Source organism: Streptomyces yunnanensis, assembly GCF_029011865.1.
Taxonomy (GTDB): Bacteria; Actinomycetota; Actinomycetes; order Streptomycetales; family Streptomycetaceae; genus Streptomyces; species Streptomyces yunnanensis.
In genome coordinates this window covers 8,434,505-8,447,220 of sequence record NZ_CP095749.1, presented here as the reverse complement: position 1 = coordinate 8,447,220, position 12,716 = coordinate 8,434,505, and the positions used below count along the sequence as shown (strand labels likewise).

At 69.3% G+C, this 12,716-nt stretch carries 12 protein-coding genes; 5 read left to right on the top strand and 7 right to left on the bottom strand.

Going from position 1 to position 12,716, the window contains the following annotated elements:
• The first annotated feature begins 60 nt into the window (after positions 1 to 60).
• Entirely contained in the window at positions 61 to 951 is an 891-nt protein-coding gene (locus tag MOV08_RS36985; RefSeq protein WP_275310524.1) for a DMT family transporter, read from the top strand.
• A 205-nt stretch (positions 952 to 1,156) separates the two neighbouring features.
• On the opposite strand, the gene MOV08_RS36980 is transcribed toward MOV08_RS36985, so the two are convergent.
• Both MOV08_RS36980 and yczR read right to left on the bottom strand, forming a co-directional pair.
• On the bottom strand, positions 1,157 to 1,948 hold the full coding sequence (locus MOV08_RS36980; protein ID WP_275310523.1) for a hypothetical protein: 792 nt from the start codon (positions 1,946 to 1,948) through the stop codon (positions 1,157 to 1,159).
• Between the two features lie 218 nt (positions 1,949 to 2,166).
• Positions 2,167 to 3,621 carry a MocR-like transcription factor YczR gene (gene yczR / locus MOV08_RS36975; RefSeq protein WP_275310522.1) on the bottom strand — a complete coding sequence of 485 codons (1,455 nt, stop codon included), beginning with the start codon at positions 3,619 to 3,621 and terminating at the stop codon, positions 2,167 to 2,169.
• 67 nt (positions 3,622 to 3,688) lie between these two features.
• Here yczR and yczE point away from each other — a divergent pair, with 67 nt between their 5' ends.
• The 4 genes from yczE to MOV08_RS36955 all read left to right on the top strand — a co-directional run bounded on the left by yczE (position 3,689) and on the right by MOV08_RS36955 (position 5,541).
• The gene (gene yczE, locus MOV08_RS36970; RefSeq protein ID WP_275310521.1) at positions 3,689 to 4,330 is read left to right on the top strand and encodes a membrane protein YczE; all 642 of its coding nucleotides are present in this window, start codon (positions 3,689 to 3,691) and stop codon (positions 4,328 to 4,330) included.
• 117 nt (positions 4,331 to 4,447) lie between these two features.
• On the top strand, positions 4,448 to 4,564 hold the full coding sequence (locus MOV08_RS44255) for a hypothetical protein (protein ID WP_420834317.1): 117 nt from the start codon (positions 4,448 to 4,450) through the stop codon (positions 4,562 to 4,564).
• 190 nt (positions 4,565 to 4,754) lie between these two features.
• Entirely contained in the window at positions 4,755 to 5,150 is a 396-nt protein-coding gene (locus MOV08_RS36960) for a hypothetical protein (RefSeq protein ID WP_275310520.1), read from the top strand.
• Positions 5,151 to 5,340: 190 nt separating this feature from the next.
• On the top strand, positions 5,341 to 5,541 hold the full coding sequence (locus tag MOV08_RS36955; RefSeq protein ID WP_275310519.1) for a hypothetical protein: 201 nt from the start codon (positions 5,341 to 5,343) through the stop codon (positions 5,539 to 5,541).
• Positions 5,542 to 6,087: 546 nt separating this feature from the next.
• Here MOV08_RS36955 and MOV08_RS36950 read toward each other — a convergent pair.
• From MOV08_RS36950 to MOV08_RS36930, 5 genes are all read right to left on the bottom strand, one after another.
• On the bottom strand, positions 6,088 to 6,435 hold the full coding sequence (locus tag MOV08_RS36950; protein WP_052287120.1) for a hypothetical protein: 348 nt from the start codon (positions 6,433 to 6,435) through the stop codon (positions 6,088 to 6,090).
• Positions 6,432 to 7,169 (bottom strand): hypothetical protein, encoded by a 738-nt coding sequence (locus tag MOV08_RS36945; protein WP_275310518.1) that lies wholly within the window; start codon positions 7,167 to 7,169, stop codon positions 6,432 to 6,434. Before MOV08_RS36945 ends, MOV08_RS36950 begins: the two co-directional genes overlap by 4 nt.
• A gap of 29 nt (positions 7,170 to 7,198) precedes the next feature.
• On the bottom strand, positions 7,199 to 11,101 hold the full coding sequence (locus MOV08_RS36940) for a DUF6531 domain-containing protein (RefSeq protein ID WP_275310517.1): 3,903 nt from the start codon (positions 11,099 to 11,101) through the stop codon (positions 7,199 to 7,201).
• Entirely contained in the window at positions 11,098 to 11,823 is a 726-nt protein-coding gene (locus MOV08_RS36935; RefSeq protein ID WP_275310516.1) for a WXG100 family type VII secretion target, read from the bottom strand. Before MOV08_RS36935 ends, MOV08_RS36940 begins: the two co-directional genes overlap by 4 nt.
• Positions 11,824 to 12,127: 304 nt before the next feature.
• Entirely contained in the window at positions 12,128 to 12,685 is a 558-nt protein-coding gene (locus MOV08_RS36930) for a DUF6924 domain-containing protein (protein ID WP_275310515.1), read from the bottom strand.
• Between the last annotated feature and the right edge of the window lie 31 nt (positions 12,686 to 12,716).

Here is a 12,716-nt window from a genome sequence, read left to right as displayed (position 1 = left end):
CTTCATTCACGACTTCATCATACCTTCCAGGGAAGCTATATTCCTTCCGTGGAAGCTACTATGCGATGGACACTGGTGACGGCGATCGCTCCGGTCGCTTGGGGGACGAACTACTTCGTCACCCACGAATACCTGCCCACCGACCACCCCCTCTACGGTGCGGCGATCAGGGCTCTACCCGCAGGCGTCCTGCTGCTGGCGCTGCGCCGGCAGGCACCCCACGGGACGTGGTGGTGGAAGTCACTGGTGCTCGGCACCCTCAACGTGGGGTCCTTCTTCACCCTGATCTACCTCGCGGCCCAGCTGCTGCCGACGAGCATCGCCTCCACCATCATGGCTTCCTCACCCGCGGTCTTGATGCTGCTCGCCTGGGCCGTGAACGCAGAACGCCCTTACCGCCTCCCGCTGGTGGGCGTCGGCATCGGTTTCGCAGGCGTATGCCTGATGCTGCTCACCGGCAACGTCACTCTGAACGCACTCGGCGTCCTCGCGTCGGTCACCGCGATGGTGACGTCCTCCTTCGGCTACGTGCTCGCGAAGCGGTGGAGCAGCGAGGTCGACGTCCTCGCCTCGACGTCCTGGCAACTCATTGCCGGCGGCCTGGTCGTGCTTCCGCTGGCCGTCGTCCGCGAAGGAGCACCGCCCGAACTCGACGCGGGCGCGATCCTCGGATTCGCCTACGTCACCGTCGTCGCGACAGCCGTCGCCTTCGCCGCCTGGTTTGCCGGCCTGCGTCACCTGCCGGCCGCCACCGTCGGCCTGGTCGGACTGCTGAACCCGGTCACCGGCGTGCTGCTCGGCACCGTCATCGCCGAAGAGCCCCTCACGTTGCAGCAGATATGCGGACTGGTTTTGGTCCTGCTCGGGATCGTGCTCGGACAGCCCATCGCCGCCACGGCCGCCACCCACATCCGATCCCGGGCAACCCGGGCACCGTGGCGCAGCTCATAGGCCCTTGGCAAACGTCCCTCTGGCCATGGCGTAGGCCCGGCGCGGTGTCGGACAGGGTGGCCCCTCCGGTGGTGCACGCCGGCGCTCGGCAGGCACTGCCGGAGGGGTCCTGTCGCGTCTGTGCGCGTCGGGTTGGCGACCCGTGCCGTGTCGATCGCCGTTCTGACGTGCACGGGCCCCTGGAGCAGTAGGGGCGTTGGGGTTGTCAGGCCGCTTCGGCCGGTGGCCGGTCGTCGATGACGATGCGCGTTACGGGCGGGCAGTCGTTGCCGGGTTGGTAGTGGGCGTCGGCTTCGCCGGTGTCGACTTTGCGTAGGGCTACGCCGATGCGTTCGTAGATCCTGCTGGCGAGTTGCCGGGTCCCGGGGATGGCTGCGGCGTCTTGATGAGTGGCGCGTAGTGCGTCGAGTGCGGCGATGAGAGTGCGGCCGGAGATCTCGGCTTGGATGAGCCCACTTTCTTCCCTGACGCCGGCGGGGAGCCGAAAGTGCTGACCGCGGCTGGATTGGCCGACGAGGAAGTCCCAGTGGTCCCGATGGCAGATGATCTGGGCATAGGCAATGCCGGCGGCGAGGGTGAGGAGGTGCTCGAAGTCATCGTCCTCGGACGGGGGTTGGGGTGCCTCTTGCGCGGCCGACCTCGTTGGGGGTGCGGGTGGCTCTGGAGTCCTGGCGGCTGTGAGGTCGGCGCGGAGTCCTTCGACGCTGCCGTGGAGTTCGGCGAGCCGGATGAGGATCTGCTGGTCGTCACATGAGGGTGTGGCGGCTTGTAGGCGTTGGGTGTCGTTGCGGAGCCCCTGGAGTTCGCTGTGGATGGCGTCGGTTCTGGCGTGGGCGAGGGCCGCCGCGTCGCGTGCCTGCTGGGCTGCGGTCAGTGTGGTTTCGATGGTGGCGCGGAGGCCGGCGAGGCTGCGGTCGAGTGCATCGGTGATTGCCGATTGCGCGTTGCAGATTGCCGTGCGGAGCTCTCCGATGATGCGTTCAGCGCCGAATGCCACGTTCCCCCCTGGTGTTGGTGGCTGTTGTTGCAGCGGGAGGCTCCCCGTCGATCGCTGGGGTGACGCGGCGAGTTTCGGTCGCGGAAATCATGGGAGCGCATTGGTGCGGATGCGGTTGTGTGGAGTGCCGCATCAGGCTCTTCGACTCTGTGCGCCCCAGGTTGGCGTCTTCGCGCCCTGTCGTCCGCCGGTCTGTCGCTGCAAGCCGTTGTCGACGCTCACGCAACGGGTGCGGGACCGTGGGTTCCGGTGGCGCCTTGACTGAGCGCCAGCTGCGCCTGTGTGAGCCTGCGGACTGCCTCGGTGAGCTGGCTCGAAGGGAGCGTGTACGGCAGCCGGATGTGACGTTCGAAGGCGCCGCCGATGCCGAACCGTGGTCCCGCCGCGATGGTCACTCCGTAGTCCGGCGCGATCGCTGCCAGCCGTGAGCTGATGGGCTCGCGGAATGTTGCCCACAGCGTGACGCCTCCAGCCGGTTGCGGTGCGTGGACGTCGGGCAGGTGCTCGGCGAGTGTTTTCCGTAGTGCGTCGCGTTGCGATCGCAGTTGCCGGAGCGTGTCGGGCCGTTCGGTCTGACGCCTGTTCAGGAGGACGGCAGTGGCCAACTGTTCGACGACAGGGGTGCCGAGGTCCGTAGCGGGGCGGGCCTTTTCGAGGCGCTGCAGGAGTGAGGGGAGGGCGCGGATCCAGCCGATGCGGAGGCCGCCCCAGACACTCTTGGAAACCGAGCCGACGCTGACGGCGGTCGGCATGTGTGCTGCGAAGGGTTCCGGTTTTGCGCCGTCCAGAGCCAGTTCGGTCATGGTCTCGTCGATGATCGTCGGACAGGCCAGCCTGAGCCGATGGCGCACGCGCGCGGACATGCACATCCCGGTCGGGTTGTGGAAGTCCGGTATCAGGTAGGCGAGTTGCGCGTCACGCCCGGCTGCCTGGAGTTGTGCCGTATCCCAACCAGACGCGCCAACGGCCACGGGCAGGAGTCGGGCGTGCGCATCGGTGAACGTCCTGATCGCGTGCGGGTATGTGGGATGGTCGATCAAGACCTTGTCCCGTGGGGCCAGCAGCGTGCGTGCCAGGAGGCCGAGCGCGTGCTGCGCACCATTGGTGATCATGATGTGGTCGGGGGCGGTGGGCAGCCCTCTGCGCTGGTACCAGTCGGCGACCGCCTCGCGCAGCTCTGCGGTGCCATATCGATCGTATCCGTGCCGCTCGAAGTGGTGCGGCAGCCGTTCGAGAGCAGCCGCGAAAGCGGCGTGGAGGATCTCGACGGGTGCCGGTGGCGCGGCGAACGACAGGTCGATGGTCATCGGGTCTCCGCCGGCCGGGGGCTCGGGCGGGGTGTCCTGCGGGAGGCGCACCGTCGCCCTGGCGCGCGCCCTCGTGGCGAGGTAGCCGTGCTCGACAAGCGTGCGGTATGCGGCACCGACGGTGGTTCTGCTGGTGCCGAGCACGGTGGCGAGGTCGCGTTCGCTTGGCAGTGCCGCCCCGAGGGAGAGACGTCCGTCCAGGATCAGCAGCCGCAGCCTGTCGGAGAGGCGCTGGTGCGCCGGCCCGGGCCCCTCCTGCCAGGTCCCCATCATGCGCGCCACCGCGTACGAACTGATCTTCACCGAGCCAGCGTAATCAATCTGGCTATGGAATCCGAGTCCAGTCGGCGTCAAGGCTTGTGCCATGGCTCCTCCTGCTTCCCGCGCCCAACTGTCCGTCCCGGCCCGTCACGACCGCCCTGCCATCATCCGCATGAACGCCTTCGCCCAAGTTCGCGCGGGCCGAGCGGGGCGTCGCATTCCCCAGCTCCTGATCGGCTTGGTGGGATACGGCGCCGCCGTCATGGTGCTCGTCCAATCCGGTCTCGGCACAGCCAGTTGGAGCGTGCTCACGGACGGCGTGGCGAAGACTCTCGGCATCTCATTCGGATGGGCCACGAACCTGATCTCGCTCATGGTGCTTCTCGCCTGGATACCCCTGCGCGAACTGCCAGGACTTGGCACGCTCCTCAACGTCGCGATCGTCGGCTTCGCCGCAGACGCGACCGCGGCGGTGCTCCCTGCCCCTCAGGGGACGCTTGCCGAGAGCGGTTACCTGGTAGTCGGCCTCGTCGCGCTGGCCTTCTTCGATGCGCTCTACCTCGGCGCACAGTTCGGGTCGGGACCACGTGACGGCATCATGACCGGCCTTGTTCGACTCGCCCGCCTACCCGTCGCGGTAGTGCGCACCGGCATCGACGTCACCGTCGCCGGCATCGGCTGGGCTCTCGGTGGAAGCTTCGGGGCCGGGACGGTACTCGTCGCCCTGTGCATGGGGCCTCTCGTCGGATACTTTTTGCCGCTTGTGACTGTTCGCCTCCCCGCTGCTACGGCAGACGAACGGTGCGGCCGCTGATCACCGGTACCGTGTCGCCTCACCGGAACGATCCGCTGTCCGCGGAAGGCCGACGCCGGTTGGCTGAACGCTGCAAGACGCGCCCCAGCGCACACGCGGCCGCTGAGATAGACGGGCATCTCCCGGGCACGGGCGCCGAAGTGGGTGAACCGGTACCGGCGCTACGGCGAACTCGGACTGCACGACCGGCCATCCACCCCACCCACCACCCACGGGCGACCCCTACCTGGGTGATCGAGAAGATCGAAGTCTGGCGGCGGCAGGAGCCGAGCGGTCGCGGGCCGCACCACATCGAGACTTCATCGTCATTTCAGCGCCACCCATGACAGTGGACCGGACAAGGCACCGGACAGCCAGTCGTGCGCCTGCCGCGTCCGCACCCCTCTCCGTAGGTGCGCGCCCTCAGCGAGTGAACGGGTTCCCCATGAACGATCTTCTGCACAAGCTGGTCTCCACCGTCATCACCGGCGCGCTGATCACCCTGGTGGGATACCTCAGCGTGACCGTGCGCAGGCGTCGGGTCGCCCGCGAGGAGGCCGCCGCGCCGGGCCCCGTCGAGGACCCCACCCAGACCCTGCTCCGGCAGGCCCAGCAACTGGACGTCAACCGGGACGAGTTGGCCATCCAGGGCCGACAGGCAGAGGCACTGGCCAGGGCCGGGGAGGCCGCCGACGCCTGGCGCGCGCTCACCCTGGCCCGGCCGGGGCGGTTCCAGGCGGAACGCCGGGCAGCACTGGACCGGCTGAGCGAACTCCTGGACGCCGAGGGGCAGGAGCAGCAGGCCGCCCAGATCCGCCAGGAAGCCACCGGCCTTTCCTGACCGAGCGAGGAGAAGCATCCATGCCCGCTGCGATCTGGACCGGCCGGAACGCCACCCCCGAGCAGACTGCCGCCCCTGCACCATCGAACTGAACACGCCCGGCGGCGCCACCTCCGCCCGCTTCGAGGGAGCCCCCGCGACCACTGACCGCCTGAACCAGGACGCGCACCTCATCGACGCGGCCCGCGCGTTGACGCCCACCACGGCCGGACCGGACCGGAACCACACCTGGCAGGTGGCCCGCCGACTGGCGATCGAGCCGCTTCCCGAGAATCCCGAGGGTTCGGTCCTGCTCGTCCAGACCCTGCACCGCCCCACCACCCGCGCCTGGTCCCTCTGCGCCGCCGCGGTACTGGACTTCGCGGCCCAGGTGGAAACGGCGCTGGCGTAGTACGGACGCGGGGTCACGACCCCGCGTCCGGCCCGACTTCCAGCCGGCGCGGAACGCCGCGCGAGCGCGGGTCGGAGCCTGGCAGGCAAGCTCCGACCATCTGTGACGACACCCGCTACGGCACCCACACCCAGGGGCCGCTCCGGGGCTTCCAGTCGATCAGGCCGAGTTGTCTGTCTCGGAGTAGTTGGAGCCGTCGTAGAGGTCCCGGACGGTGTGCAGCGCTCTGCCGAAGGTTGCCGCCGCAGTGCAGCCCATCTGCGCCCCGGAGGCGCACATCTGCGGGTCTGCGTCGGCTGCTGCACCGGGCCTCGGTACAGGGGCAGCGTTGGCAAGCGGCGCGATGAGTGCGGCAGCGGACACAGCAAGGGCAGCCGCTGCGAGAACAGTGCGAAGGTTCGTCATGTGTTGATCAACGACGAGACCAACGGTCGGTAATGTACGTCGACCCGTGTGCCACGGGCGATCAGGAGGCCGCGCCGGCGTCGCAGCGCCGGAAGCCGCCTGCCGTGCGGTGGGCCGCCTCATTCTGCGCTCCTGGCTGCTTTAGACCTGCACGCGTTGCCAGTGGGCTCGCCGGGTCCACTCGCCGTCGTCCTGCGCCCAGCTCGTCACCAGGGCCGCGACCTCGTCGTGGCCCTTCATGGCGTAGGGCGGCGCCACGATGGTGCGGAAGTGCTGGTCGGGTCCGCCGTCGCGGTACTCCACGAGGCAACTGCCGTCCTCCGCGAGGTGGACCTGGATGTAGTGCTGCTCCGGATCGCGGCCGTCCGCGCGTTCCACGACGAGGAACGGCAGCGCCAGGTTCAGCTCGCTGAGCAGGTCGTAGAGGGTGTCCGCGTCGGGACTGTCGTGCACGGCCCCGGTAGCGGTGTGGACGCGGGTGGCGGTCATACGGCCTCCTCCGGGCGCAGCACCGACTGATCGGCCAGCGCGACGAGATCGTCCCCGGTCGTCCGGATCGATCCGTCCGGCCCGTGCACCGTCAGGGTGTCGTCGTACTCCGCCCGGAAGATGACGCCGAGGCGGTTCTCCCACTCGACATGGCTGCCGGGGGAACCGGGCAGGAGGGAGAGTTCATGCCGCAGGACGTCCAGGGTCGCCAGGCCGCGGTCCGGGCCTTCGCTGTGGCTCCCGGTGCGTTCGTTGCGGTAGCGCATGCGCAGGAAGGGGACCGGGTCGCGCCGCAGTCGTGTGGGCTGCAGGCCGCGGTCGAATTGGTGGCGGGCCTCCGCCAGGCTCTCCGAGCCGGCGAACTCCTGCCGCCAGGCGGGGAAGAGCGCCACCGTCGCCTTGTGGAGGTCGGTGTCCTCCTGGCTGTGGTACTCGTGCACCTCCGGCCCGACGGCGGCGACCGTGTCGAAGTCCCACCCGGGGCAGGCGAGCCCGTCCAGCGTCACCAGCGGACGGTCGCCGCCGAACACCTGTTCCGCGTGGTCGCGGGCCAGTTCCAGCACGGCGCGGGCCAGTGCCGGGTCGTACTCGCCCATGACCCGCATCTCCAGCACGCGGTCCCCGGAGACCACGGCGTCGAACGAGAAGATCATGCGTGACCAGTGCCAGGCGTCCGGCACGCCGGGTACGGGCTCGGCGCCGGGCTGGGCGGCCAGCTTCGACGTCAGGTCCATGGTGGGTGGCTCCTCTGGTAGGGCGCTGCTCAGGTGCAGGAGTAGTTCGGGCCGGTGTCCTGGCGGTAGGTGGAGGTCATCTTGCCTCCGCCGCTGGAGTTGTTCTTACGGGACATGGGCTCCATGTTATTGGCGTCGTTGTAGAAGTCGTTGCGGGTGGCGCGGTCGGAGTTGTAGCCCGTCTTGTTCCAGTGGTCGACGACCGGGTGCAGGTGCTCGTACGTGAGCTCGTCCTTTCCGGCGGGTACCGGCTCGCCCTTGGAGTTGAACCAGTTGAGCTGGTCCCGTGGGATGCGCTGGCCGGCCTCCGGGTGGCCGGCCGGGAAGCGCGGAACGCCGCCCTGTGCCTGGCCTTCGACCGTCCACTGGCTTGTCATGGCGTCGTGGGTCGACTGTCGGTAACTGCCGGGATATTCGGTGTCGCGGTTGTGGGTCGCCGGACCGTTCGGGTTCGGGATGAAGCGGCCGTTCGGTCCCCGCTGTGGCGTAAGCCCGAGGGGGTCTGCGACGGTGAGCGGGTTGTCGACGTAGGCGTAGTGGTTGGGGGCCGCCACCAGCCCCAGTGGGTCGGGGGTGAGGTAGCGGGCCGTCTCCGGGTCGTAGTGGCGGAAGTAGTTGTAGTTCCACCCGGTCTCGGCGTCGGCGTACTGGCCGGGGAACCGCAGGGGGCAGGTGTCCGCCGGCCCGTCGCCGACCGGCGTGCCCCAGGCGGTGGTGCGCAGCCGCCAGGTGATCCGCCCGTCCGGGGTGACCAGTTCGGTCGGGGCGCCCGAGACGTCGGTGACCACGGTGTGGAAGTCGACGCGGCCCTCGGTGCGGACGACGGTCTGAGTGAGCGGCCGGTGGGTGCCGGAGTGGTAGTCCCAGACGGTCGCGGTGCCGTCCGACGTCACCTGCTCCGCGAGTCGGGTGCCGTCCCAGACGAAACGGACCTCCTGGGCCGGGCGCCCGTCACCGTCGAGTTGGCGCTTGACGGTGCGCCGGCCCGCCGTGTCGTACTCGTATGTCCAATGTGTGCCGTCGGCCAGCACGGCGTCGGTGAGTTGGTCCGCCGTGTTCCACGCGAAAGAGGCAGTACGTGTCTGGCCGTTGAGGAGCCGCGTGGTGCGGCGCACCATGCGGCCGTCCTCGTCGTACGCGTAGCTGTGGCGTCCGCACCGCTCAAGGCGGTTGCCGGTGAATGTGCGCTCCGTGCCGGCGGTCTGGTCGCCGGGAAACTCGGCGTGGGTGAGGTTGCCGGCACTGTCGTAGGCGTAGGTCTCGGTCCAGTCCTGGGCGCGCACGGCGGTGACCCGGCCGTCGGGGTCGAGCTCGAAGTGCCGTGTGCCGCCCGCCGAGTCCGTGATGCCGCGGAGGTGGCCGTCCGCGCGGTAGGCGTAGGCGCGGTGCTGGAGGGTGTCGGCACCGCGGGTGACGGCCTGGGAGCTGAGCCGGCCCGCGCTGTCCCACTCCTGGGAGAGGACGAGGTCGGGGCCGATGAGGCGGCACACCTCCCGGTCGGCGTCGTCGAAGGCGAAGCCCACTCGGTCACCCCCGACGTCGAGGGTGGCCGGCCGCCCCGCGGCGTCGTACGACCACGTGGAGAGCACTCCGCTGGGGGTGCGCCGGCTGGTGCGCCGTCCCAGTGCGTCGTAGGTCCAGGTCGTGGTGCGGCCGTTGATGTCCTCGGAGAGCTTGCGGCCGAGGACGTCGTAGGTGTGGGCGACGGTGGTGGTGGCGTTGGCGGACCGCAGCAGGCAGCCGGCCGGGTCGTACGCGAAGGTGGCGATGCCGTCGGGCGAGTGCTCCTCGACGGTGCGGCCGAGCTCGTCGCGGACGAACACCGTGGTGCGGCCGGCAGCGGTGGTGCGGGCGGCGAGATTGCCCGTGGGGTCGGGCCGGTACTCCACGGCCCGGCCCTGGAAGTCGCTCTCCCGGACGAGGTGGCCGACGGCGTCGTATGCGTAGTCCCAGGTGTGGCCGCGCGGATCGGTGACGGTGGTGAGCCGCAGCTCGGTGTCGTGCGCGAAGGTGTAGGTGGTCCCGTCGGGAGCGGTGCGCGTGACGGGGATGCCGAAGTGGGTGTACGTGAACCGGGACACCTGACCCAGTCGGTCGGTGTGGGCCACCAGATTGCCCTCACCGTCCCACTCCCATATCTCGGTCGCGCCGTCGGCGAACTCCCGCCACGCCGGCTTGCCCTCGGCGGTCCAGCCGAAGCGCTCGGTGCGCCCGCAGGCGTCTGTGTAGGAGCTGACCCGGCCGAACGCGTCGCGTTCGACGACGGTGGAGTGGCCCAGCGGATCGGTGACCGCCAGTGGCAGGCCGGCCGGGTCGCTCGCCACCGTGCGGGTGTGGCCGAGGGCGTCGGTGACCGCGGACAGCCTTCCGTGGTCGTAGGCGAAGCTGGTGACGGCACCGGTCGGATCCGTGGTGCGGACCTGGTTGCCGCGGGCGTCGTACTCGTGCCGCCAGGTCGCGCCGTCCACCTCGACGATCTCGACCGGCAGGCCCAGTGCGTTGTAGGTGGCGCGGGTGGTGCGGCCGTCGGGGCGGGTGACGATGGTGAGGTTGCCGTCGTCGTAGGTGTAGCTGCTGGTGTGGCCCAGCTCGTCGGTGACCGAGGCGAGCAGGTCCCGGCCGGCCCAGGTGCGGTGCGTGCGGTGGCCCTCGGCGTCGGTCCAACCGGTGAGGCGGCGCTGCTCGTCGTAGTGGTAGACGGTGGTGCGACCGAGGGAGTTGGTGTAGCTGTTGGCACGGTTGCGGACGTCGTAGGTGAGGGTGCAGGACAGGTAACCGTCGGATCCGGTGCCGCGCACGCAGCGGTCGGCGCCGTCGTACTCCCAGCGGTACCAGCCGCCGTTGCGGTCGACGCGTTCGACGATCCGACCGGACTCGTCGTAGTGGAAGCGCTCGGTGTGGCCGAGCGCGTCGGTGACCGCGGTGAGTTGGCCGTCGTCGTAGCCGTAGCGTCGCAGCACCGTGCCCGCCTCGCCGTCCTCGGTGCCGAGGAGGCGGAGGGCCACGACCCGGTCGCCGTCGGTGTCGACGGCAATGCGGTACCCGCCGCTGTGCCGGATCTCGAAGGGGGTGCCGTCGTCGTCGCGCCAGATGTCGACTCGGTGGCCGTTGCGGTCGGTTAGGGCCTGGAGGGGGAGGGTCACCCGGCCGGCCGCGGCCTCCGCCGGGGTCACGGTGGCCGGCATGAAGTGCAGGGTGTGCCCGGTGTCGGGGTCGGTGACGAGGATCTCGCCGGCCGGCGTCCCGTCCCACCGCAGCTCCCGGCGGGGGCCGTGGTGGGGAAGGTTGACGGTGTTCGGGGCCGGCACGTCGTACGAGAGCAGCATGCCGTCCGCGGTGGCGAGCACGAGTCCCCGTTCGTCGGCCTCCAGACGCTGGTCCAAGGTGGAGGCCCAGGAGCTGCCGAACCACTGACCGCACCGGTAGGACGACAGGTGGGTGCGCTCGACGACGAGATCGAGCAGACCGGGCAGGCGCACGTCGGTCGCGGTGAGGATCATCTCGCCCGACACCAGGTCGATGGGGTCGCCGCCCTTGCAGCGGCCACCCCCTGGCTTGGACGACCCGACTCCGTCCCGGTTCGCCCCGTCCCGCAGTGAGGGATCGGAGGAGTTCGGCCGACCGGAACCCGGGCCCTTCACAGGGTCCTTGGGGCCCTTGGGGCCCTCACCCCCCGGCCCGCCCGACGTGTGCGGCGGCGAGGAGGGGGAGACATGGGGATCCTTGGGCATGTCACCGTGCCGGCCCTTGAGGATGCCCTCCATCTCCGACGCATGCTTCGCGTCCGTTTCGGCGTGGTTCTTCGCCACCTGCCGCAGACGGTCGCCCGTATCGTGATAGAGGTTCTTGACTGCCTTGCCGGCGTCCTCGCCGAGGGTCTTGCCGAGCCGCTGTGCGCCGTCCTCCAGCGCTTTGACGATGCGGTTCGTCACGCGAAGCTCACCCCGCTCAGCTTGCTCTTGAAGTCCTCGGCGTGCGCCGCCACCGTCTCGGCGTGCTTGGACAGCGCCTGTGAGCGAGCGTGCAGTTCCTCGGGATGAACAGAGAAGCTCTGCCCTGCGCCCCCGCCGCCGGTCACTCCGAGGGCCTTGGCGGTGCCCTCGTAGACGAGCCCGCTCACCGCGTTGCCGACCACGTCGACGAGCGGGGTGATGGCGGCCTCGATCACCTGGCCGATGACGTACTGCTCCAACTGCTGTTCCAGATAGCTCGTCGCCTTGCGGGCCGCGGCGATGATGCCGGCCTCCGCGACTTCGGCGAGCCCGAAGGTGACGGCCGCGGCGGCCTGGTCCGCGACGAACGTCACGGCGAGCACTACCAGTTCGGCGATCGCCGCCGCCTTCATGCCCACGATGACACCGGCCGCGGCGTCCAGCGCGGTCGCCACCGTATGGCACGCGGTCACCAGCTCGTTCATGTGACTGGACGACATCTGGCCCCACTTGGCCATGAGGGCGTCATAGGAGGCGCCCTGGTAGACCTCGGACAACTGCTCCACCGACGAGGTGGCGTCCTGGTGACTCTGCTGGATGTTGTTGGCGAAATCCCGTACATGGCCGCCAAATTCGCGGACCTTGTCCTCGTCGACATTGGGCCAGTGGACACCGATGAAGTCGAGAAACGACACCACCGCGTCGGGTAGTTCCAGTGCCACCGCGCCCCCAGGTGAGAACTCGTCAGACCGCTCGTGGCAACGTATCGCCGCCGAACAAAGCCGAGGTAATCAAAGGGTCAGTTTTCCCCCAGGGTGTCGAGAGCGTGCGCCGGGTAGGCGCGCCGAGCGGACGCAAATTCGCCAACCCGGGCCACACAAAAGCGAAGACGCCCAGACGTTGACGGGGAACGATGCGGCGGCCCCATCGCCCGAGCGTCCCCGCGCCCGCCTCCGCCCTATCCGCCGACCGGGTGGGGCGGGACCCTCTCCATAGGGACGCGCTCTCCCGTCAGTTGTCGTCAACTCAGTTGTCGTCAACGTCCTCTTGATCCATCTGACGGAACTCCTCGTACACAGCCGTCCCCGGCCCCGCCACATGCACCTCGAAGTCCGCCCAGTCGGAGTCGTGGAATTCGCGGAAGAACAAGTTGGCGATGCTGTCGTTGATTTCGACGCTGGCCACGTGCAGGGCCGGAACACGGAACGGCTTCACACGTGGCCAAGGCTCATCGCCCGCCTCGTCCACATGGATGTCGATGCCGAGCAACGGCAGATCGTCGGAGCCAAAGGTCTCCGCGTCGGCCAGATAGAGGTGGTCGTACGGCAGGTCGTGGCCGGCGTCGGGGGCGGCGGCGAGCACCGTCTCGGGCAGCAGGTCCCGGTACTTCTCCTTGTCGATCGGGATGACATACGAGAGGGCCCGGTCGTAATCGCAGACGTCCTGCGAGCCCTCCTCGAAAGCGACGGGCGTCTCCAGGGCCCGCAACAGGCGAGCCCAGCCGCCGAGGTCGGTGAAGTCGGTCCGCAGAACGGGAGCAGCGTCCGTGCGAGGCAGGCGTATCGGTCGTCGATCGTGATTCATGCCGTGGACCCTAATGCCGGGCACTGACAGG